General features: G+C 65.2%; 21 protein-coding genes and 1 tRNA gene. 7 read left to right on the forward strand and 15 right to left on the reverse strand.

The features are described 5' to 3' along the window. Positions 1–5 precede the first annotated feature (5 nt). The 5 genes from JI745_RS20525 to JI745_RS20545 are packed head-to-tail and all read left to right on the forward strand — an operon-like array spanning position 6 to position 4958. The gene (locus tag JI745_RS20525; RefSeq protein WP_404932827.1) at positions 6–968 is read left to right on the forward strand and encodes a carbohydrate ABC transporter permease; all 963 of its coding nucleotides are present in this window, start codon (positions 6–8) and stop codon (positions 966–968) included. Further along, positions 961–1848: a carbohydrate ABC transporter permease gene (locus JI745_RS20530; protein ID WP_201811279.1), complete on the forward strand. Its 888-nt coding sequence runs from the start codon at positions 961–963 to the stop codon at positions 1846–1848. The genes JI745_RS20525 and JI745_RS20530 overlap by 8 nt, the downstream gene beginning before the upstream one ends. Positions 1849–1850: 2 nt before the next feature. Continuing rightward, positions 1851–2954: an ABC transporter ATP-binding protein gene (locus tag JI745_RS20535; protein ID WP_201811281.1), complete on the forward strand. Its 1104-nt coding sequence runs from the start codon at positions 1851–1853 to the stop codon at positions 2952–2954. A 3-nt stretch (positions 2955–2957) separates the two neighbouring features. Then, on the forward strand, positions 2958–3953 hold the full coding sequence (locus JI745_RS20540; RefSeq protein WP_201811283.1) for an NAD(P)-dependent oxidoreductase: 996 nt from the start codon (positions 2958–2960) through the stop codon (positions 3951–3953). A gap of 45 nt (positions 3954–3998) precedes the next feature. Next, on the forward strand, positions 3999–4958 hold the full coding sequence (locus JI745_RS20545; RefSeq protein WP_201812699.1) for an ABC transporter substrate-binding protein: 960 nt from the start codon (positions 3999–4001) through the stop codon (positions 4956–4958). 33 nt (positions 4959–4991) lie between these two features. Here JI745_RS20545 and JI745_RS20550 read toward each other — a convergent pair whose 3' ends face one another. From JI745_RS20550 to JI745_RS20565, 4 genes are all read right to left on the reverse strand, one after another. Continuing rightward, on the reverse strand, positions 4992–5609 hold the full coding sequence (locus tag JI745_RS20550) for a sulfite oxidase heme-binding subunit YedZ (protein ID WP_201811286.1): 618 nt from the start codon (positions 5607–5609) through the stop codon (positions 4992–4994). A 7-nt stretch (positions 5610–5616) separates the two neighbouring features. Next, positions 5617–6609 (reverse strand): protein-methionine-sulfoxide reductase catalytic subunit MsrP, encoded by a 993-nt coding sequence (msrP, locus tag JI745_RS20555; RefSeq protein ID WP_201811288.1) that lies wholly within the window; start codon positions 6607–6609, stop codon positions 5617–5619. 92 nt (positions 6610–6701) lie between these two features. Further along, positions 6702–7061: a hypothetical protein gene (locus JI745_RS20560; RefSeq protein WP_236675070.1), complete on the reverse strand. Its 360-nt coding sequence runs from the start codon at positions 7059–7061 to the stop codon at positions 6702–6704. A gap of 118 nt (positions 7062–7179) precedes the next feature. Continuing rightward, positions 7180–7815: a cytochrome c gene (locus JI745_RS20565; protein WP_201811290.1), complete on the reverse strand. Its 636-nt coding sequence runs from the start codon at positions 7813–7815 to the stop codon at positions 7180–7182. A gap of 60 nt (positions 7816–7875) precedes the next feature. Between JI745_RS20565 and yihA the strand changes: the two genes are divergently transcribed. After that, on the forward strand, positions 7876–8580 hold the full coding sequence (gene yihA, locus JI745_RS20570; RefSeq protein ID WP_201811291.1) for a ribosome biogenesis GTP-binding protein YihA/YsxC: 705 nt from the start codon (positions 7876–7878) through the stop codon (positions 8578–8580). Positions 8581–8590: 10 nt separating this feature from the next. Here yihA and JI745_RS20575 read toward each other — a convergent pair whose 3' ends face one another. Further along, positions 8591–10762 (reverse strand): DUF1631 family protein, encoded by a 2172-nt coding sequence (locus JI745_RS20575; RefSeq protein ID WP_201811293.1) that lies wholly within the window; start codon positions 10760–10762, stop codon positions 8591–8593. 182 nt (positions 10763–10944) lie between these two features. Between JI745_RS20575 and JI745_RS20580 the strand changes: the two genes are divergently transcribed. Next, a complete protein-coding gene (locus JI745_RS20580) occupies positions 10945–12111 on the forward strand; it encodes a hypothetical protein (RefSeq protein ID WP_201811295.1) in 1167 nt (388 codons plus the stop codon). A gap of 25 nt (positions 12112–12136) precedes the next feature. On the opposite strand, the gene groL is transcribed toward JI745_RS20580, so the two are convergent. From groL to ispB, 10 genes are all read right to left on the reverse strand, one after another. Continuing rightward, the gene (gene groL / locus JI745_RS20585) at positions 12137–13786 is read right to left on the reverse strand and encodes a chaperonin GroEL (RefSeq protein ID WP_201811297.1); all 1650 of its coding nucleotides are present in this window, start codon (positions 13784–13786) and stop codon (positions 12137–12139) included. 52 nt (positions 13787–13838) lie between these two features. Beyond that, the gene (groES, locus tag JI745_RS20590) at positions 13839–14129 is read right to left on the reverse strand and encodes a co-chaperone GroES (RefSeq protein WP_104303545.1); all 291 of its coding nucleotides are present in this window, start codon (positions 14127–14129) and stop codon (positions 13839–13841) included. 166 nt (positions 14130–14295) lie between these two features. Beyond that, positions 14296–14541 carry a DNA gyrase inhibitor YacG gene (locus JI745_RS20595; RefSeq protein ID WP_201811299.1) on the reverse strand — a complete coding sequence of 82 codons (246 nt, stop codon included), beginning with the start codon at positions 14539–14541 and terminating at the stop codon, positions 14296–14298. Between the two features lie 10 nt (positions 14542–14551). Further along, complete coding sequence (zapD, locus tag JI745_RS20600; protein WP_201811301.1) at positions 14552–15307, reverse strand: cell division protein ZapD; 756 nt, start codon at positions 15305–15307, stop codon at positions 14552–14554. After that, positions 15304–15951: a dephospho-CoA kinase gene (gene coaE, locus JI745_RS20605; protein WP_310738716.1), complete on the reverse strand. Its 648-nt coding sequence runs from the start codon at positions 15949–15951 to the stop codon at positions 15304–15306. Before coaE ends, zapD begins: the two co-directional genes overlap by 4 nt. Further along, a complete protein-coding gene (locus JI745_RS20610; protein ID WP_310738717.1) occupies positions 15936–16886 on the reverse strand; it encodes an A24 family peptidase in 951 nt (316 codons plus the stop codon). The genes coaE and JI745_RS20610 overlap by 16 nt, the downstream gene beginning before the upstream one ends. Positions 16887–16890: 4 nt before the next feature. After that, on the reverse strand, positions 16891–18117 hold the full coding sequence (locus tag JI745_RS20615) for a type II secretion system F family protein (RefSeq protein ID WP_201811302.1): 1227 nt from the start codon (positions 18115–18117) through the stop codon (positions 16891–16893). Between the two features lie 72 nt (positions 18118–18189). After that, the gene (pilB, locus tag JI745_RS20620) at positions 18190–19911 is read right to left on the reverse strand and encodes a type IV-A pilus assembly ATPase PilB (protein ID WP_404932828.1); all 1722 of its coding nucleotides are present in this window, start codon (positions 19909–19911) and stop codon (positions 18190–18192) included. A gap of 153 nt (positions 19912–20064) precedes the next feature. Beyond that, positions 20065–20141 (reverse strand) — tRNA-Pro (locus JI745_RS20625). Positions 20142–20179: 38 nt separating this feature from the next. Beyond that, the gene (ispB, locus tag JI745_RS20630; RefSeq protein ID WP_201812705.1) at positions 20180–21121 is read right to left on the reverse strand and encodes an octaprenyl diphosphate synthase; all 942 of its coding nucleotides are present in this window, start codon (positions 21119–21121) and stop codon (positions 20180–20182) included. Positions 21122–21167 lie beyond the last annotated feature (46 nt).

The following is a 21167-nucleotide window of genomic DNA, read 5'->3' on the forward strand; positions in this document are numbered from 1 at the left end:
AGCGCGTGTCGACACCCTGGAGCGAGGGCCACCGGTCTCTTGCGGCCAACGACGCCCTGGCACGGCCGCGCCCGTCGCTGCCGGCCACTGCGCGCCGCTGGCTGCAAGAGAACCTGTCGGCGCTCATCATGGCGCCCACTGCGGCGGTGACGCTGGTCTTCGTCTACGGCTTCATCGCGTGGACGGTCTACATGTCGTTCACCGGCTCGCGCATGATGCCGGTCTACGAGCTGATCGGCTTCGACGCGTATGCACGGTTGTGGCAGATGGAGCGCTGGGGCGTCTCGATCCGCAACCTGCTGGTGTTCGGCGGGCTCTTCATGGTGCTCAACCTCGCCATCGGGCTCTTGCTCGCGGTGCTGCTCGACCAGCGCATCCGCTTCGAAGGCACGCTGCGGGCGATCTTCCTCTACCCAATGGCGCTGAGCTTCATCGTCACCGGCACGGTGTGGAAGTGGATGCTCAACCCCGGCCTCGGGCTTGAGCGCTCGGTGCACCTGCTCGGGTGGACCGGCTTCAAGTTCGACTGGATCATCAACCCCGACTACGCGATCTACACCATCGTGATCGCCGGCGTGTGGCAGACCTCGGGGCTCATCATGGCGATGTTCCTTGCGGCGCTGCGCGGCGTCGATCAAGACGTGGTGAAGGCCGCCTACATGGACGGCGCGACCATGCCGCAGATCTACTGGGGGATCATCATCCCGTCGATCCGGCCGGCCTTCTTCTCGGCGGTGGTGGTCCTCGCGCACCTGGCGGTGAAGAGCTTCGACCTCGTGATCGCGATGACCAACGGCGGCCCGGGGTATGCGACCGACCTGCCGTCGATCTTCATGTATGCGATGAGCTTCCAGCGCAACAACATCGCGGTGGGCTCGGCCACGGCGGTGATGATGCTGTGCACGGTGATGGCGATCGTCGTGCCCTACCTCTACTCGGAGCTGCGGCCGGGGAGGCGCCATGACTGAGTTCCGTGCCACGTATGCCGCCACGCCGGCCGGAAGGCTGGGCCGCTACGGCCTCTACGCGCTGCTGCTGCTCTTCGCGGCCTACTACCTGGCGCCGCTCTACGTGATGCTCGCCACCTCGTTCAAGCCGCCCGACGAGATGCGCGAGAGCTCGCTCTTTGCGCTGCCGCGCCTCTTGCAGTGGGACACCTGGCGCATGACCTGGAGCGAGGTCTGCATCAGCGTGAACTGCGGCGGCATGAAGCCCTACTTCGCCAACTCACTCGCGGTGGTGATCCCGGCGGTGGTGATCTCCACGCTGATCGGCGCGATCAACGGCTACGCGCTCACCATGTGGCCGTTCCGCGGCGCGAACCTGCTGTTCGGCCTCCTGCTGTTCAGCTGCTTCATCCCCTTCCAGGCGGTGATCCTGCCGCTGGCGCAACTGCTGGGGGCCGTCGGCATGGGCAGCAGCACGGGCTGGGGCGTGATGACGGCCTACATCGTCTACGGCCTCGGCTTCACCACGCTCTTCTTCCGCAACTACTACGTGACGCTGCCGCGCGAGCTGGTGAAGGCGGCGACCATCGATGGCGCGGGCTTCTTCGGCGTGTTCTGGCACATCCTGCTGCCGATCTCGGCACCCATCTTCGTGGTGACCGTGATCTGGCAGTTCACGCAGATCTGGAACGACTTCCTCTTCGCCGCCACGCTGACCGACGGGCCGGGGCAGACCATCACGGTCGCGCTCAACAACCTCGTCAAGACCTCGCAGGCGACCAAGCGCTACGACGTCGACATGGCCGCGGCGGTCATCACCGGGCTGCCCACGCTGGTGGTCTATTTCCTGGCTGGCAAGTATTTCGTCCGCGGTCTCACCGCAGGCGCTGTGAAAGGTTGAAGGTGGCGTCTCTCGAACTCGTGAACGTGTCGAAGTCCTTCGGGCGCACGCCCATCGTGAAGGACGTGTCGCTCAACGTCGACGACGGTGAATTCCTGGTGCTGGTCGGGCCTTCGGGCTGCGGCAAGTCGACGCTGCTCAACCTGATCGCCGGCCTCGAGCCGATCACCGAAGGCGACATCCGCATCGACCGCAAGAGCGTCAACGCCGTGCACCCCAAGGACCGCGACATCGCGATGGTGTTCCAGTCGTACGCGCTCTATCCGAACATGACGGTGGAGCGCAACATCACCTTCGGCTTGAAGATGCGCGGCGCCGCCAAGGCCGAGCGTGACGCGGCGCTCAAGCGCGTGGCCTCGCTGCTGCAGATCGAGCAGCTGCTCGACCGCAAGCCGGGGCAGCTCTCGGGCGGCCAGCGGCAGCGCGTGGCGATGGGCCGCGCGATGGTGCGTGACCCGTCGATCTTTCTCTTCGACGAGCCGCTGTCGAACCTCGACGCCAAGCTGCGCCTGGAGATGCGCACCGAGATCAAGCGTCTGCACCAGCGCCTGGGCACCTCGGCCGTGTACGTGACGCACGACCAGATCGAGGCGATGACGCTTGCGAGCCGCATCGCGGTGATGCGCGACGGCGTGCTGCAGCAGTGCGCCGACCCGAAGACGGTCTACGACACGCCGGCCAACATGTTCGTGGCCGACTTCATCGGCTCGCCGGCGATGAACTTCCTGCCGGCCACGCTCATCCAGCAGGGCGATGCGCTGGGCGTGCACGTCGGCGAGCAGGGCGGCGAGCGTGCCTTCTTCCCGCTGCCGCGCCCCAACGGCCGCCACGCCGACCGGCTGGGTCGCGAGGTGGTGCTGGGCCTGCGGCCCGAGCACCTGGCGCCGGCCGAGGCGGGGCAGGCCGATGCGGCGCAGTTCGAGTGCCGCGTCGACGTGGTGGAGCCCACCGGCACCGACACCATGGTTTTCTTCGACTGGGCCGGCGTGCGCATGGTGGCGCGCACCCACCCCAACACGCCGGTCCTGCCGGGTGACACCGTGCGCATGGTGGTCGACACCGCGCGGGCAAGCGTGTTCGACCCCCTCACTGGCGAACGGATCTGAGCGATGGCACACACCGAATCTCTTCTGCTCGTCACCGGCGCGACCGGCAAGGTGGGCCAGGCCTTCATCGCACGCCTGTTGGACGATCCCGCCTTCACGCACTTTCGCGTGCGGGCGCTGTGCCACAGGCGCACGCTGCCGCCGAAGCCGCGGCTGGAGGTGGTGAAGGGCGCGATGCAGGAGCGCGCCGACGTGAACCGCGCGATGGACGGAGTGACCCACGTGCTGCACCTCGCCACCTCGAAGGAAACGCCCGACGAGGTGATGGACGTGGCGGTGAAGGGCATGTTCTGGCTGCTGGAGGCGGCGCGCACGAGTGCGAGCCTGAAGCAGTTCGTGCTGGTGGGCGGCGACGCCGCCATCGGACACTTCTTCTACCCGCGCGGGACTCCCGTCACCGAGGAGGTACCGCACAGCGCCTACCCCGGGTGTTATGCGCTCTCAAAGGTGCTGGAGGAGGTGATGCTCGAGCAATACCAGATCCAGTACGGCCTCAATGGCTGCTGCCTGCGCGCGCCGTGGATCATGGAGAAGGACGACTTCAAGTACCAGCTCTCCTTCGGCGACGACGTGTTCGGCGGGCCGCGCTGGTGCGAGCTCGTCGGCGAAGCCGAGGCCGAGCGCCATCGGCAGACCGGTGCGGTGCCGGTGATGCTCGACGCCGAAGGCCGGCCGGTGAAGCGCAACTTCGTGCACGTGGACGACCTGGTGTCGGCCCTGCTGCTCGCGCTCGACAACCCCCGCGTGCACCAGCAGCTCATGCACGTGTGCATGGACGAGCCGGTCGACTACGGCGAGCTCGGCAACTACCTCGCGCGCACGCGCGGCCTGCCGCTCGTGCCCATCCGCACGGCCTATCACTCGACCTGGCTCGACAACCGCAAGGCGCGGCTGCTGCTGGGCTGGCGGCCAAGAGTCGACTTGGCGCGCATGGTCGAGGCGGCGTGGTCCTTCGAGCGTTCACCCGACGACCCGCGTGTGGTGTGGTACCCCGGATGAGGTGTTCATCCCCAAGACGACAGAAGGAGACTGGAAATGGAGACTTTGAACCCGAATCGCCGCACCATGCTGGCGATGGCGGCCACCCTGGCCCTGGGCGCGCACGGCGTGTCGTTCGCGGCCAAGAAACTCGTGATCGGCTTCTCGCAGACCGGCGCCGAGAGCGAATGGCGCACGGCCAACACCGAGTCCATCAAGCAGGCGGCGAAAGACGCCGGCGTGGAGCTCAAGTTCTCGGACGCGCAGCAGAAGCAGGAGAACCAGATCAAGGCGCTGCGCAGCTTCATCGCGCAGAAGGTTGACGTGATCATCCTCGCGCCGCTCGTCACCACGGGGTGGGACACGGTGCTGATGGAGGCGAAGCGCGCCAAGATCCCGGTGATCCTGGAAAGCCGCAACGTCGAGGTGAAGGACACCTCCACCTGGACCACCTTCGTCGGATCCGACTTCGTGGAAGAGGGCCGCCGCGCGGCGCGCTGGCTGCTCGATCACACCAAGTCGACGCAGGGCGACGTCAACATCGTCGAGCTGCAGGGCACGGTGGGCTCCGACCCGGCGAACGACCGCAAGAAGGGCTTCGAGGAGGTGATCAAGGGCAACCCGCGGTACAAGATCATCCGTTCGCAGACCGGCGACTTCACCCGTGCCAAGGGCAAGGAGGTGATGGAAGCCTTCCTGAAGGCGGAGGGGCGCAAGATCAACGTGCTCTACGCGCACAACGACGACATGGCGATCGGTGCCATCCAGGCCATCGAGGAAGCGGGTCTCAAGCCCGCGAAGGACATCCTCGTGATCGGCGTCGACGCGGTGAAGGGCGCCTTCGAGGCCATGATCGCCGGCAAGATGAACGTGAGCGTGGAATGCAGCCCGCTGCTCGGCCCGCAGCTGATGGAAGCGGCGAAGAAGGCTGCGGCCGGCGAGCCGCTGCCGCGATGGATCAAGACGATCGAGGGCGTGTTTCCCGCCGAGGTGGCGGCCAAGGAATTCCCGAACCGCAAGTACTGAGATTTGTCAGAGGTGTGCGTTTGCGGGCTGTGATCAGCCCGCTTTTTTGCGCCCCAGCGTGTGGATGACACGCCAGCCGAGCAGCAGCGCGATGACCACGGCGTAGACGCCGACCTCGGCGAGGTTGTTCTTCGAGGCCCGCATCCAGAAGAAGTGCAGCAGCCCGAGCAGCACGACCCCATAGACGAGCTTGTGCAGCCATTGCCAGCGCTTCGCCCCCAGCGCCTTGATTGCACGGTTGAACGAGGTGGCGGCGAGCGGCACCATCAGCAGGAGCGCGAGGAAGCCGACGAGCGCGAACGGGCGCTTGGGGATGTCGCGTGCGATCGCCTCGACGTCGAAGCCCATGTCGAGCCAGCCGTACGACAGGAAGTGCAGCACGCCGTAGAAGAAGGCATAGAGCCCCAGCATGCGGCGAAAGCGCGCGAGCGCCGGTTGCTTCGTCATCACACGCAGTGGCGTGACGGCCAGCGTGATGCACAGGAAGCGCAGCGTCCAGTCGCCGGTGCCGCGGATCAGTGCTTCGGCCGGGTTGGGGCCGAGCGTGTTGGCGAAGGCGCCGTAGAGCAGCCAGGCGAAGGGCAGGGCGCAGACGACGAACAGCAGCGGCTTGGCTGCAGGGTGCAGCCAGGGTGAACGACCAGCGGGCATGCGAGGGTCAGTAGTTCTTGACCAGGTTCATGCCGGCGTAGAGCTGCCCCACCTGTGCTTCGTAGCCGTTGAACATCAGCGTCGGCCGCTTCTTAGCGAACACGCCGTCTTCGCCGATGCGCCGCTCGGTGGCCTGGCTCCAGCGCGGGTGGTCCACCTTGGGGTTCACGTTGGAATAGAAGCCGTACTCCTGCGCCGCGGCGAGGTTCCACGAGGTGGTGGGCTGCTTCTCGGTGAAGCGGATCTTCACGATGGACTTGCCGCTCTTGAAGCCGTACTTCCAGGGAATCGCGATGCGCAGCGGGGCGCCGTTCTGGTTGGGCAGCACCTCGCCGTAGAGGCCGAAGGCCATCAGCGTGAGCGGGTGCATGGCTTCGTCGAGGCGCAGGGCTTCGACGTAAGGCCAGGCGAGCACGTTGGAGCCGAGGTAGGGCATCTGCTTCTCGTCGGCGAGCGTGGTGAACTCGACAAACTTCGCATTGCCGGTGGGCTCCACACGCTTGATGAGCTCAGACATCGAGTAGCCCACCCACGGGATCACCATCGACCAGCCCTCGACGCAGCGCAGGCGGTAGATGCGCTCTTCCATCGGCGCGAGCTTGAGCAGCTCGTCGAGGTCATAGACCTTGGGCTTCTTCACCTCGCCTTCGACGGCCACCGTCCAGGGGCGGGTCTTGAACTTCTGCGCGTTTTTCACCGGGTCGCCCTTGCCCGTGCCGAACTCGTAGAAGTTGTTGTAGCTGGTCACGTCGTTGTAGGGGGTGAGCTTGTCCATGGTCACGCCGCCGGCGATGGTGCTGCGGGCGCCGGGCAGGGCGGCCAGCTTGCCGGGGCGCGCGGTCTGGGCGTGGGCGTCGCGTGCGGCCCAGGCGGCGAGCGCCATGCCGCCGCCGCCGATGGCGATCAGCTTGAGCAGCTCGCGGCGGCGCTCGTAGACGTCACGGGGGGTGATCTCGGAGGCAATCTTGTGGTTGAAGCCTCGGTCGGGGCGGAAATGCATGTCAGCTCCTGGTGCAGATGCAACTCGGTCGCTCTTGGAGCGGTCGAGCTTACAGCTGGTTCACACAAGGCGCTGGCGGGCCTTGCCTCGACTCAGAGATCGCTGAAGTTGGTGTCGTCGATCACCGAGCCGAACTGGGTGTCGGAAAACAGCCGCAGGGAGTTGCGCGACACCCGCTCTCGGAAGCTCTTGCGGGCGAAGAGCTTGGCCTGGGCCTCGCCGGGGAGATCGGTGATGTTGATGATGTTCTTGACGATGAGCGTGTCGATCACGTCTTCGATCACACGCACGAAATCGGCGTCGAGGCGGCCGAACTCGCTGTTGGTCTGCGTGTTGTGCCCCACGAAGGCCATCAGCTCGCTGTGGCCCTCGGGCAGGAACTCCATGCCGCCGTGGTCGCGGCGGTGCAGGCTTTCGATGGAACCATCAGGGCCGCGGCGGATGTAGGGCATGGCGCAGACAGGAGTGTCGGTGGCCACACTATAGGCACAGGTGCTGCGCCGCGGCAAATGGCACGGCCAACAAAAAGGCCGGTCGATGGACCGGCCTTCGTCTGGCGGTGAGCGGCGATCAGCGCATGCCGGCGATGTAGTCCGACACGGCCTTCAGTTCCTTGTCGTTCATCTTTGCGACCACGCCTGTCATGATGGGGCTGTTTTTGCGGCCACCGTCACGGAAGGCCTTGAGCTGGGCTTCGGTGTAGTCGCCATGCTGACCGCGCAGACGCGGGTAGGTGGACGGAATGCCGCTGCCCGTGGGGCCGTGGCAGCCCGAGCAGGCCGGCACGTTGCGCTCGGCGATGCCGCCGCGGTAGATCTTCTCGCCCAGGGCGACGGTGTCCTTGCTCTTGGCGAAACCGGGCTTGGGCTGCACGCCGGCATAGAAGGCGGCGACGTTCTTCATGTCGGCTTCGCTCAGCGGGGCGGCCATGCCTTGCATCACGGGGTTGGCGCGCTTGCCGGCCTTGAACTCGGCCAGCTGCTTGACGATGTATTCGGGGTGCTGGCCGCTGATGATGGGGTTGGCCGGGGCGCCGCGCGAGCCGTCGGCGGTGTGGCAGGCGGCACAGACCTTGGTGGAAAGCTCCTGGCCCTTGGCGATATCGGGCTTGGCAGGGGCTGCCGGGGTCGCGGCCAGGGCGGGCGCAAACGAGGCAACGGCAGCACAAGCAATCAGCAACGAGGACAAGGTGGCGAAGGGCTTCATGGGCTCGGTCTTTTGATGCAAAACCCGGGGATTTTACAATGCCGGGCTTTGGGCCCCGCCATGACCGAACAAAACAATTCCAACCCTTCGGTCGTCGCGCCCGAGGACGCCGAAAAGGCCGCGCTGGCCTGGACGCACACCGCTCGATTCCTCACGACCGCGAGCCAGCTGCACCAGCTGCCCGCCACCGAGCTGCCCGAGATCGCCTTCGTCGGCCGCTCGAATGCCGGCAAGTCGACCGCGATCAACACGCTGACGCAGCAGAAGCGGCTAGCGTTTGCCTCCAAGACGCCCGGCCGCACGCAGCACATCAATCTTTTCGAACTGGGGCCGAAGACGGCGCCCGACGCCTTGTTCGCCGACCTGCCCGGCTATGGGTACGCCGCAGTGGCCAAGGACGCCAAACGGCGCTGGCAGAAGGTCATGGCCGACTACCTGGAGCTGCGGCGCAGCCTCTCCGGCGTGGTGCTGATGGTCGACTCGCGCCTCGGGTTCACCGACCTCGACCGCCAGCTGCTGGAGTTCGTCGCATCGCGCGTGGGCAATGGCTCGGTGAAGCTGCTGGTGCTCCTGACCAAGGCCGACAAGCTCAATCGCCGCGAAGCCAACGATGCCCTGGCCGCCGCGCAGGCGGTGCTGGGCGAGATCTCCACCGACGAAGCCGACGTGAGCATGTCGCTCTTCTCGGCGCTGAAGAAATCGGGCGTGGGCGATGCGGCCTGCGTTCTCTTCGACTGGGTGCACGACGGGGTGGACGCGGGCTGAGCTTCCCAGCTCAGATCGGCCGTGCGAGGTTGAGCAGAAGGCCGTCGACCGCGCGCTGGATCAGCGGTTGCTCGTGCAGCGGACGCAAGAGCTTTTCGGCGCGCAGGCGCTCCAGCGCGCGCAGGCTGACCGAATGCGTCTGCTGCGGAAGCTCCCCCGCGAAGAGGAAGAAGTGGCCCTGGTCGCTGCGCCAGAGCAGCTGCACGCAGGTCCAGGCGCCGTGGAGGAAGAGCCGGTAGCGCTCGCCGAGCGCCATGCGCTGCACCCATTGCCTGGCTTCGTCGGCGGAGGAGCCGGGCTCGGTGCTGTCCATCAGCGCGGCGGGCACGGTTTCCAATGAAGCAAGGTCGATCAGCGAGTCGCTGAAGGCGGAGCCGTCGAGCGGGTCCGGCTCGGGCAGCTCCGGCTGCGGCTCCTCGCGCATGCGCTGCACGATCTCTTCCGGCGTCAGCTGCTCGTCGGGCTTGCGCGCCTGCGCCGCGCGTGTGCCCGGCCGCAGGGCCTCGGAATGGACCTTCATCAGCTCATCGAACACCGCCTGCTGCTCGGCCGGCGGCAGCTGCACGAGGGCCATGCCGTCGCGCAAGCGCTGTAGCAGGCCAGGCAGCAGCTCGAGCAGGCGCTGGCGGCTTTTGGGGTGGTCGGGCAGCTTCAAGCTCCACAGCAACTCGTCGACGGTCTTGAGGTAACCCGTGGTTTGCGGGCTCTGGTCGCCGTGCTGTTGCACCGATTGGGTCAGCACATGCGACCAAGTTCCCGTGATGAACCGGCGCAGCGTCGGGCTCGCCGGCACCTGGGTCATCTGCTCGACCAGTCGGCCGGCGAGCGTGCGTTGCAAGGCCTCGGCCTGCTCGGCACGCACGAGGGCCTCGACATTGGGCTCGGCATCGCGCTGCTGGCGGCGCAACTGGTCGGCGAGGAAGGCGTCGAGCCGGCCCAGGCTGTGGCGGTAGAGGGCGCTGTCCTGCTGGGGTGCGGCGGCCATCTGCTGCACCAGCTTGTCGCAGAAGTCCTGCAACGCGATCAGGCGGGTGTCGTACGGGTGCGGGTAGGTGGTGGCCGCGGTGACGATGCGGTCGAGCAGCTGCCACACCGGGTGGTCGTAGGCGTCGAGCATGCTCGGGTCGAGCAGCGCGATCCGCAGGGCCGACACCTGCAGCCGGGCGATCGCACCTTGCAGCGGCGTGGAGAGGCTGCGGTCGGAGAGGATGGTCTCGAACAGGCGCGACAGCAGCTCGATGATCTGCCGGTCGACGGTCTCGCCGGCCGTGGCCATCAGCGCGGCGCGGTGCTGGGCCAGGCGCAGCGGGGGCGGCGAGGCCGCCACGGCGGCGGCGTCGCCGGTGGGCATGCGGCGCAGCAGTTCCTCGACCCGCAACAGCGCCTGCTCGAGCGCCGGGGTGGTGGTGGGCAGGACGCGCCGCTTGGGTTCGTTGCCGGTGATGGGGCCGGCGTCACCGCCACCGGGCATGCTGCGCATGAGGCCGTCGAGCGCGCCCGGGCGGGTGACGTCCATCTCGGGCGGTGCGTCGCGGCCTGCGCCGGGCGCGATCACCACGGTGCGGTAGATGCCGGGCTCGATGCCTTGCGCTTCGAGCCGGCTGCTGGCGGCCGCAAAGGCGGTGCGCAGCAGTCCGCCCATGACCGTGGCGGCCACCCGCAGCAGGATGCTCTGCTGCACCGCCGTGATCGGGAGCGCAGTGCCCGCCTCCCACAAGGCCCGTGCATATGACTGCGGCCGCAAGGGGTTGGACTCGGCCGTGACGTGCGGCTGCCCGCGCAGCGTGGAGGTGAAGGTCTGCAGCTCGCGCAGCTCCCATTCCGCGGCACTGTCGATCTGCTGGATGGCGCGCGAGATCTCGATGTCGGACTCGACGCGGGTCTCGTCCATCAGCTGCAGCCCGCTGGGGCGGACGTTGCCGGCCTCGGCCTGCGTCGCCGGCCCCATGTCGGCCAGCACCAGGCGGCGCAGGGTTTCGACGAAGGCCTTCTGGTAGACGCCTTGCTGCGACTGCAGCACCTGCACCAGCTCGAAATAGTGCTGCCGCTCGCTGCTGGTGAGCAGGTGGTCGCGGGGCTGGCGCAGCTGCTCGAGCGTGGCGCTGCAAGTTCGGGAGATGAGGTCCGCGGCGCGGTGGAGTTCGTCGTCGACGAAGCGCTGGAGAAGCGGGGGGACGGACATGTCCCATTTTGCGGCCCGGGGGGTGCTTGTCAAACCCGGGCCGTCCCGAGCCGATTCAGGACGTTTCAGCTCGCTTCAAGGACAAGGCCGTGGCGGCCCGTGACCATGGTGCAAGCCCCGGGTGGGGCGTCTTTGGAGCACGCCCATCCGGTGCTTCAGGTCAGCTTCAGGAGGACTCAGACATGGCCATCACCATGCAAGGCAGCTGGACGGTGCGGGTGCGTGCGCGCGACGCGGCCTACGCGCAGCGCGTCGTCGTCGAGGGTGCGGACGTGGGCAACGGCGTGCACGACGGCGTGGTGGGGCAGCGCCTGTATGTGAGAGGTGCGCAATGGACGCTGCAGGTGCAGCACCGTCCGACGCGGCAGGGCTGGCGCGAGTCGATGCTGCGGCTCGGCCTGCCGAATGTCGAGGCCGGGCTGCTGCGTGTGGAGATCGGCTCCAACGACGGCGGGCTCGATGAAAGTTATGACGACCTCGTGCTCGACTGCTCGATGCCGATCAGTCGCTGCGAACATGTGGTGTACGGCGAGGTGACGACGCACGAGGCGGCCACGCCCTTCAACCCGCGGCGCGACGACTACCTGGTGATCGATGCCCCGGTCGACGTGCCCGCGGTGTGCGCGCGCTACCCAGCGCTCGAGGCGGTGATCGGCAAGCTCTACCCGCAGCGCTGGCGGCACACGCCAGGCCTGCATGCCGACCTGAGCCCCCTGGTGCTGCCCAACGGCCTGCCGGGCGCGGCGATCGGGCTGCGCTTCGAATCCCGGCTCGACGATGCCGACCGATGCGAGGCGGACCAGGAGACGGCAGTGCGCATGCTGCAGGCGTCGGTGGGGCGGGTGCCTTTTCACGCGCATGCGATGGAGGCAGGCGCCACCATCCTGACCCGTACGGAGCTCGGTGCCATCGCCCAGCTGCGCGACCAGCTGATGCGGCAGACCTGCGACACGGCGCCGGCCGCGTCGGTGCTGCTGCGCTTCGAGCGCTACCACCGCAGTGCGAGCGAATCGGCCGGCGGGGCGTACCGCGGCACGGGTCTGCGCGAGCAACTCGGACAGGCGATGACGGACGCGCAGGGGCGGTATCTCTTTCGCTTCCGCCAGCGGCGGGGCGAAACCTCGCCGGACCTGGTGGTGCAGGTGAGCGCTGGCGGCTGCGCCCCGAGTTTTGAGACCGCGCCGTACGATCGCGTGGCCAACCTGCGCCGCATCGACCTGTGCGTGCCGCACGCGGCATGTGCGGCACCCGGGCCGCCTCCGCGGCTGCAAGCGGTGCCACTGCCCGAACTTGCAGCCCAAGAAAAAAGGGCTGCCGAAGCAGCCCTTTGCAGGAGGCGTTGCTCTTGAAGAGCAGCCGCCAGGCCTGGACGTCTTACATGTCCATGCCCATGCCGCCCATGCCACCCATCCCGCCCATGCCACCGCCGGCGGCCGGTGCGTCGTCCTTCGGGGACTCGGCGACCATGGCTTCGGTCGTCAGCATCAGCGAAGCGACCGACGCGGCGTTTTGCAGCGCAGTGCGGGTCACCTTGGTCGGGTCGAGAATGCCCATCTCGATCATGTCGCCGTAGGTGTCGTTGGCGGCATTGAAGCCGTAGTTGCCCTTGCCGTTCAGCACGGCATTGATCACCACGCTCGGCTCGCCACCAGCGTTGGCGACGATCTCGCGAAGCGGGGCTTCGATGGCCTTCAGGATCAGCTTGACGCCGGCTTCCTGGTCGGCGTTGTCACCCTTGATGGTGCCGGCCGCCTGGCGAGCACGCAGCAGGGCCACGCCGCCACCGGCGACGATGCCTTCTTCCACGGCAGCGCGGGTGGCGTGCAGGGCGTCTTCGACGCGGGCCTTCTTTTCCTTCATCTCGACTTCGGTGGCCGCACCGACCTTGATGACGGCCACACCGCCAGCCAGCTTGGCGACGCGCTCTTGCAGCTTCTCGCGGTCGTAGTCGCTGGTGGCTTCTTCGATCTGCACGCGGATCTGCTTGACGCGGGCTTCGATGTCGGCAGGGGCGCCGGCGCCGTCGATGATGGTGGTGTTTTCCTTGCCCACTTCGACGCGCTTGGCCTGGCCGAGGTCGGCCAGCGTGACCTTCTCAAGCGTCAGGCCGACTTCTTCGGCGATGACCTTGCCGCCGGTCAGGATGGCGATGTCTTCCAGCATGGCCTTGCGGCGGTCGCCGAAGCCAGGGGCCTTGACGGCCACGACCTTCAGGATGCCGCGGATGGTGTTGACCACCAAGGTGGCCAGCGCTTCGCCTTCGACTTCTTCGGCAATGATCAGCAGCGGACGGCCGGCCTTGGCGACTTGCTCCAGCGTGGGCAGCAGGTCACGGATGTTGCTGACCTTCTTGTCGTAGAGCAAGACGAAGGGGTTGTCGAGCAGGGCGGCCTGCTTCTCGGGGTTGTTGATGAAGTAGGGCGACAGGTAGCCGCGATCGAACTGCATGCCTTCGACGACTTCGAGTTCGCTGTCGAGCGACTTGCCGTCTTCGACCGTGATCACGCCTTCCTTGCCGACCTTGTCCATCGCGTCGGCAATGATCTTGCCGATGGACTCGTCGCTGTTGGCGGAGATCGAGCCGACCTGGGCGATTTCCTTGCTGGTGGTGGTGGCCTTCGAAGCCTTCTTCAGCTGCTCGACCAGGGCGGTCACCGCCTTGTCGATGCCGCGCTTCAGGTCCATCGGGTTCATGCCGGCGGCCACGTACTTCATGCCTTCGCGCACGATGGCCTGGGCCAGCACGGTCGCGGTGGTGGTGCCGTCACCGGCGTTGTCGCTGGTCTTGGAAGCGACTTCCTTGACCATCTGGGCGCCCATGTTCTGAAGCTTGTCCTTGAGCTCGATTTCCTTGGCGACCGACACACCGTCCTTGGTGACGGTGGGCGCGCCGAAGGAGCGCTCGAGCACCACGTTGCGGCCCTTGGGGCCCAGGGTCACCTTGACCGCGTTGGCCAGGATGTTCACGCCTTCGACCATGCGGGCACGGGCTTCACCGCCGAAGACCACGTCTTTTGCTGCCATGTTTTATCTCTCCGAAATTGGGATGTTGGTTGGGCTGGTGCAGGGAGAAGGATTACTTCTCGACCACGGCGAAGAGGTCTTCCTCGCGCATCACCAGGAGCTCGTCGCCATCGACCTTGACGGTCTGGCCGCTGTACTTGCCGAACAGGACGCGGTCGCCCACCTTGATGTTCAGGGCCACGAAGTCGCCCTTCTCGTTGCGCTTGCCGGGGCCGACGGCCAGCACTTCGCCCTGGTCGGGCTTCTCGGCGGCGTTGTCGGGGATCACGATGCCCGAGGCGGTCTTGGTTTCGTTTTCCAGGCGCTTGACGATCACGCGATCGTGCAACGGACGAAGTTTCATAGCATCTCCTTGAGGACTCAAAGCCGAGTTCTGAATGGGATGAGCACGGAAGTTTGTGCTCATGTACTTTGCCTGCGCGCCCGCCAGGGGCGGGATCGGCAATTTCGTTAGCACTCGAGTTCGTCGAGTGCTAGCAGGCGGAATTATAGGGGCGCGCGAAGCGCTTTCAAGAGGGCAGGCGAGGCGTCGCCCCGGGTTCGGCCGGGAGGTCCTCCCCCGGCTCACCAGGCGCGGGCGGGCGGGCGGGCACACGGTAGCTTTCGCTGGCCCAAGCGCCGAAGTCGACGTTCTTGCAGCGCTCGCTGCAAAAAGGCCGGTAGGCATTTTCAGGGGAATAGACGCTTTCGCCGCCGCAGGTCGGGCAGGTGACGATTCGGCGCTTCGCCGAAGAAGAAGGCGTGTCGGAACTCATCTCTCGATGCTCAAGAGCACAGGGTGAGTTCGAAGCTGGTGTCGACGCCGGCGGGTTTCAAGCGACCTTCGGCGTCCTGCCGCATCAGGCGCACCAGCACCATCAGGCGGTGGCCGCTGATCTCGGGAATCAGCTGCGCAGCCGGATCGATGCGCAGGCGCAGCAGATTGAACACGCGGCCGGCAGGCAGGCTCTGCTGGAACTGGCCGCCTTGCGTCACGACCTTGTGCGGCGTGCCCGCGTCACGCAGCAGGCTCAGGAGGACCTTCAAGGCTTCCGCCAGGGACATCAAGGTGCTCACCCACTGGTTGAGGTCGGCACGGCGGCGGGCCGGGGGCTGTTGTTGCCAGGCGTAGTAGGCCGGCAGGTCGAACTCGCAGGTGCCGCCGGGAATGCTGATGCGGCTGCGCACGCTCATCAGCCATTCGTTGCTGGTGAGCGCGTGTCCGGCCTTGCCGGGCAGTTGATTGAGACCGTTGAAGGCGTGGTCGATCGTGCCGATGACCTGATCGAGCATGGCGTCGGACACGGACGGGTTGCCGCGGTAGCTGTTGAGCTGGCTGCGCTGGCGCTCGAGGTCTTTGAGCAGATCGGATTTGAGATCGGCGCGCGAGGCGACGTCCATGATCTCGAACAACGTGGCGAGCGCGTAGTGGTGGTCGACCGTCTCGTCACGCGGCATCAGGCGGCCCAGCCGGTCGAACAGGTGTTCGAGCCGCAGCATGGTGCGGATGCTTTCGTTGAAGGGGTACTCGTAGAGGATCAAGTTGGACGCGCTCCGCTCGACCGGCGGGATTGTTCCACAGGGGCCCACCGGGCCAGCAGCATGTCCACTTGCTGTGCAAGCTCGTCGAGCGTGAGGCCGTCGTTGTGGATGACGGCGTCGGCGCAGGCTCGGCGGCGCTCGCGGCTGGCCTGCTGGCCGATGACGGCGAGTACCGCCTCGCGCGACCAGCCCGAGCGGCTCATCACCCGGGCGACTTGCGTCTCGTTCGAGCAATCGATCACCAGGACGCGGTCGACCCGCGTGCGCCAGTGCGAAGACTCGACCAGGAGCGGAACGTCGAAGACGGTGGTCTTGCCGGCAGCTTCCAGGGCCTGCCGGTTGCACTCCAGGCCGATCATCGGGTGAAGGATGGCTTCGAGGCGGCTCTTTGCGTTGGCGTCGGCGAAGACCAACTCGCGCATGCGGGCGCGGTCGAGGCCGCCTTCAGGATCGATGACGCTGGCGCCGAACTCCAAGCGGATCGCCTCGATGGCTGCGCCACCGGGCAATGCCAGCGCACGCGCGATGGCGTCTGTGTCGATCAGTGCCGCGCCGCGCTCGACCAAGAGGCGAGCAACCGTGCTCTTGCCGCTGCCGATGCCGCCGGTGAGCCCGATGCGAAACGGGATCAGGACATCGACCACAGCGCGCGGGTGAAGGTCTGGCCGAAGAACATGGCCGCGATCCCGCCGCCCACGAGGTAGGGGCCGAACGGAATCGGCACGTTCCGGTCATGCCCGCGGAACAGCATCAGGCCGACGCCGACGACAGCTCCCACGAGGGACGACAGAAGGATGATCGAGGGCAACACCTGCCAGCCCATCAAGGCGCCGAGCCCGGCCAGGAGTTTGAAGTCACCTTCGCCCATGCCTTCGGTCTTGCGCACGATCCTGTACAGCCAGTTCACCGACCAGAGCGAAAGATAGCCTGCCAGCAAGCCCCACGCCGACGCCTGCAGCGAAACCCCCGTCCACCCGGCTCCCGCCGCCGCCAACCCGAGGCCTGCCAACGGGAAGGTGAGCTTGTCGGGCAAAAGCTGCGTATCGAGGTCGATGAACGCCATCGCGATCAACAGTGCGGAAGCAATGCAATACACGAGGGCGCCGGGGACAGGGCCGAACTTCACGGCACTCGCGGCGAAAAGGGCGCCGGTGAGGAGTTCGATCGCGGGGTATCGGAAAGAGATTCGCGTGCCACAAGCGCTGCAGCGACCTTTCAGGCGCAGCCAGCCGAGGACGGGAATGTTCTCGTACCAGCGGATCATGTGACCGCAGGACGGGCAACGCGACCGAGGGCGCGAGAGGTTGAGCGCAGGTTGTGCCTGGAGCGCTCCTTCGATCGATTTGCCGGTACTCGCCAACTCCGCGGCAGAAAGCCCAGGGGCCGAGCCGAGCGCTCTGGTCTGGGTTGCTGGATCACTCAGGAAGCGAGCGATCTCCTCCCACCACTCGCGCTCCATCATGAGCGGCAATCGGTGGATCACCACATTGAGGAAACTGCCGATGCACAGCCCGAACAGCCCAAGCACCCACGGCGACAGGAATGCTTCCGCCCCGAACAGCGACAGCACCCCGGCCACGCCGTCAGACCACCGCGCCGAGCTTGAAGATGGGCAGGTACATCGAGACCACGATGCCGCCGATCAGCGTGCCCAGGATCACGATGATGAACGGCTCCATCAGAGCCGACAGACCCTTCACGGCTTCGTCGATTTCATCCTCGTAAAACTCCGCGGCCTTGCCCAGCATGGCATCGAGTGAGCCGGATTCTTCACCGATGGCACACATCTGGATCACCATCGTCGGAAAGACGCCGGTCGTTTGCATCGATGCCGTCAGGCTGGCGCCGGTGGACACGTCTTTCTGGATCTGGTCAGTCGCGTCCTTGAAGACCGCGTTGCCTGATGCCCCGCCTACTGAATCAAGCGCTTCCACAAGCGGGACGCCGGCTGCAAACATGGTGGACAAGGTGCGGGTCCAACGAGCCACTGACGATTTGTTGACGAGGTCACCAAACACGGGAACCTTCAGGAGCAGGCGGTCCATGGTGCGCTGCATCTTTTCAGATCGCTTCCAAGATTCGAAGAAGAAATAGATGCCACCGCCGAGAAAGCCGAAGATGGCCCACCAGTATTTTGTGAAAACCTCCGACATCCCGATCACAAAGAGTGTTGGTGCCGGCAGCTCTGCTCCAAAGGACTTGAAAACATCCTTGAAGACCGGAATCACAAACAGCATGATGATGGCCAGCACCACGAAGGCCACGACCATCACTGCGACCGGGTAGATCAAGGCCGACTTGATCTTGTTCTTGATGGCCATCGTCTTCTCTTGATAGATGGCCAGGCGGTCCAGCAGTGTGTCGAGGATACCGCCAGCTTCTCCGGCCTCGACCAAGTTGCAGTAGAGCGCGTCGAAGTAGAGCGGGTGCTTGCGGAATGCAGCCGACAGGCTAGTACCGGTTTCCACGTCGTTGCGAATGTCCAGCAGAAGCTTGGTCAACTTTGCGTTGGTGCTCCCACGCGCCACGATGTCGAACGCCTGCAGCAGCGGCACGCCCGCACGCATCATGGTCGACAGCTGCCGCGTGAAAATGGCGATGTCTTTTTGCTTGATCGCCTTGCCGCCCGACGTGCGGCGCTTCTTCACCTTGGTGATCAGGATGCCTTGCCGGCGCAGGCTGGCGCTGACCATGGCTTCGCCCCCTGCGCGAATCTCACCGCGGACCACCTTCCCGTTCTTGTCCTTGCCTTCCCATTCGAAGACAAATTCCTTGACGTTCCGTGCTGCGGTTGCTGCTGCAGTTGCCATGGTGTTTGCGAGGAGACTTTTGTCCTCGTCCCGTTAGTAGTGATCGGTTACCGAAAATTCAGGAGCGGCCGGCTATTCGTTGGTCACCGAGATGACTTCTTCGAGCGTCGTGAAGCCGGCTCGCACCTTGACCAACCCGGACTGCCGCAGATCACGGACGTTGTCACGTGCGGCTTGTTCAGCGATGTCCATGGCAGTTCCTTCCGCCAAGATGATGCGCTGAATTTCCTCGCTGACGGGCATCACTTGGTAAATGCCGACACGGCCTTTGTAGCCGTTGCTGCATGCAGAGCAGCCGACGGCACGGTACGGCTTCCAACTGCCGTCCAGGTCGCCTTCGGTGTAACCAGCCTTCAGCAATGCCTCTCGAGGATAGTCGGCTGGCGCCTTGCAAGCTTCGCAAAGGCGTCTGGCCAGACGCTGGGCGGTGATCAGCAAGACGCTCGACGCAATGTTGAAGGGCGCGACGCCCATGTTCAGCAAGCGAGTGAGGGTGGTTGGCGCATCGTTGGTGTGAAGCGTCGACATCACCATGTGGCCTGTCTGCGCTGCCTTGATCGCGATATCCGCGGTCTCGAGGTCCCGGATCTCGCCCACCATGATGATGTCCGGATCCTGGCGCAGAAATGACTTCAGGGCGGCCGAAAAGCTCAAGCCGGCCTTGTCGTTCACATTGACCTGGTTGATGCCAGGCAGGTTGATTTCCGCCGGGTCCTCGACCGTGGAGATGTTGACGCCCGGTTGGTTCAGGATGTTCAGGCAGGTGTAGAGCGACACGGTCTTGCCGCTACCGGTCGGACCGGTGACCAAGATCATTCCGTAAGGTCGAGCGATACAGGCCAGCAGGCGCTCCTTCTCGATCTTCTCGTAGCCGAGCGCCTCGATGCCGAGCTTGGCGCTCGACGGGTCCAGGATACGAATGACGATCTTTTCGCCAAACAGCGTCGGCAGGGTGCTGACCCGGAAGTCGATCGCCTTGTTGCCGAATTTCAGCTTCATGCGGCCGTCTTGCGGTACCCGCTTTTCGGCGATGTCGAGTCTCGAGATCACCTTGATACGAGACGCCAGCTTGTCCTTGATGGCAATCGGCGGCTGGGTGATTTCGCGCAGTTCGCCGTCAATCCGAAAGCGGACGCGGTAGTGGTACTCGTAGGGCTCGAAGTGGAGGTCGGAGGCTCGCGCGTTGATCGCGTCGATCAGCATCTTCTGCAGGAAACGAACGACGGGTGCGTCCTCGACGTCTGCCGTGACTTCCTGGGTTTCGGTGCTGGCAGTGACGTCGTCGTCCGAGACGTCGAACTCGAAATCTCCGCCGACGATATTGTCGAGTGACTCGCTGGCACTGACGCCGGAGCCTTCCAGCATCTTCGCGAGCTTGTCGTGCTCGACGATGACCCACTCGGGTGACAGCTGCGTGGCGAACTTGATGCGCTCACCCGCTTCCTGGTCCGTCGGGTCGGCGCCGCCAATGAAGAGCCGGTTCCCCCGTTTTCCAAGAACAACGATCTGATATTGAGCGGCCAGCTTTGCATCAATGATGGCGCGGGGCAGGCGCTGCGGATCGATCGCATTCAAATCCAGCAGCGGCAAGGCCAGGGCGCTCGACAGCGTGTGCGCAAGTTCGGCGGGAGTCAGTGCGCCTGCGGCGAGCACAGCCGACAGAAAGCTGGACTTTTTCTCCTTAGACGACTTGACGAGGTCTTCCGCCGTCTTGGCGTTCAGCTTGCCCGCATGCACAAGAACCCGCGCAACACCAGACAGTGCGGATTGAGGAGCGTCGGCAAGGGTATCCACAGGCAGAGGTGTGCGTTACGTCACGATGGCAACATCAATTGATGATCGCCGATCTACCTGGTGCTGTAAACCTGAGCGCTACGCAGCTGCGGCAAGAAGTCACGACTCGCTGCGGGGAGCGCTGCAACAAATTGCTTCGGTGGGAAGGAAATCTGGTCGGGGTGAGAGGATTCGAACCTCCGGCCTCTACGTCCCGAACGTAGCGCTCTACCAGGCTAAGCTACACCCCGAAAAAGGGCCTTGAGAAGGCCCGCTTTGGCCGATCAGATCAAGACGAACGCTCAACCGACCGAACGCAAAATTCTAGCAGAGCTTCCGAGTACTTCGTCTGGGGCAGCGGCGCGAGATTTCGTTGGGCCTTCTCCGCTTCTGCGCGAGCTGCGTCACGCGTTGCCTCGAGAGCGCCGGTCTGACGCACGATGTTGACAATTTCGGAAAGCCGGCTGACCTCGCCTTGCTCGATCGCGTGACGAATGGTCAGTCGGTCATTCTCCGAAGCCCGCTCCATGGCGATCAGTAAAGGAAGGGTGGGCTTGCCCTCGCGCAAGTCGTCTCCGACGTTCTTGCCAAGTTCGTTCGTCGAGCCTTCGTAATCCAGCAGATCGTCGACAAGCTGGAATGCGGTGCCCAAGTGCCGACCATAGGCAGCGCAAGCCTCTTCTGTTTCAGGTTCGGCGTGGGCGAGAACAGCGCCCAGGCGCGCACTGGCTTCAAACAACTTGGCAGTCTTGAAGCGGATCACCTTGAGGTAGTCATCCACTGCCAAGTCTGGGTCGTGCATGTTCATGAGTTGCAGGACCTCCCCTTCCGCAATCACGTTCGTGGCGTCTGCCAGTACGTCCAGTACCCGCAGCCGGTCAACGGACACCATCATCTGGAAGGCCCGGGAATACAAAAAATCGCCAACCAGGACGCTGGCCGCATTGCCGAACAAGGCATTAGCGGTGGCGCGCCCGCGCCTGAGTGCCGATTCGTCGACCACGTCGTCGTGCAGCAACGTTGCGGTATGAATGAACTCCACGATCGCTGCGAGTTCAAAGCGCTCCCTACCGCGAAACCCCAGCGCGTTGGCAAACAGCAACACCAGCATGGGTCGAATGCGCTTGCCCCCTGCACTGATGATGTAGTGCGAAATCTGATTGATCAGGACCACGTCTGATGCCAGGCGCTGCTGGATCACCGCATCGACCTCTTTCATCTCGGGCGCCATGAGGCGGATCGGGTCGGCGTCTGAGGTCAAGATGGGAGCGTGGGGT

Origin of the sequence: Piscinibacter sp. HJYY11 (genome assembly GCF_016735515.1) — a bacterium.
Classification (GTDB): Bacteria; Pseudomonadota; Gammaproteobacteria; order Burkholderiales; family Burkholderiaceae_C; genus Rhizobacter.

Excerpts from the sequence above, each read along its gene's own strand:
- JI745_RS20580 (WP_201811295.1), top strand. The coding sequence starts at position 10,945 with ATGGCCATCACCATGCAAGGCAGCTGGACGGTGCGGGTGCGTGCGCGC.
- groL (WP_201811297.1), bottom strand. The coding sequence starts at position 13,786 with ATGGCAGCAAAAGACGTGGTCTTCGGCGGTGAAGCCCGTGCCCGCATG.
- JI745_RS20530 (WP_201811279.1), top strand. The coding sequence starts at position 961 with ATGACTGAGTTCCGTGCCACGTATGCCGCCACGCCGGCCGGAAGGCTG.
- groES (WP_104303545.1), bottom strand. The coding sequence starts at position 14,129 with ATGAAACTTCGTCCGTTGCACGATCGCGTGATCGTCAAGCGCCTGGAA.
- msrP (WP_201811288.1), bottom strand. The coding sequence starts at position 6,609 with ATGCATTTCCGCCCCGACCGAGGCTTCAACCACAAGATTGCCTCCGAG.
- JI745_RS20550 (WP_201811286.1), bottom strand. The coding sequence starts at position 5,609 with ATGCCCGCTGGTCGTTCACCCTGGCTGCACCCTGCAGCCAAGCCGCTG.
- JI745_RS20560 (WP_236675070.1), bottom strand. The coding sequence starts at position 7,061 with ATGCCCTACATCCGCCGCGGCCCTGATGGTTCCATCGAAAGCCTGCAC.
- JI745_RS20615 (WP_201811302.1), bottom strand. The coding sequence starts at position 18,117 with ATGGCAACTGCAGCAGCAACCGCAGCACGGAACGTCAAGGAATTTGTC.
- JI745_RS20540 (WP_201811283.1), top strand. The coding sequence starts at position 2,958 with ATGGCACACACCGAATCTCTTCTGCTCGTCACCGGCGCGACCGGCAAG.
- JI745_RS20565 (WP_201811290.1), bottom strand. The coding sequence starts at position 7,815 with ATGAAGCCCTTCGCCACCTTGTCCTCGTTGCTGATTGCTTGTGCTGCC.
- JI745_RS20575 (WP_201811293.1), bottom strand. The coding sequence starts at position 10,762 with ATGTCCGTCCCCCCGCTTCTCCAGCGCTTCGTCGACGACGAACTCCAC.
- ispB (WP_201812705.1), bottom strand. The coding sequence starts at position 21,121 with ATGGCGCCCGAGATGAAAGAGGTCGATGCGGTGATCCAGCAGCGCCTG.
- yihA (WP_201811291.1), top strand. The coding sequence starts at position 7,876 with ATGACCGAACAAAACAATTCCAACCCTTCGGTCGTCGCGCCCGAGGAC.
- JI745_RS20595 (WP_201811299.1), bottom strand. The coding sequence starts at position 14,541 with ATGAGTTCCGACACGCCTTCTTCTTCGGCGAAGCGCCGAATCGTCACC.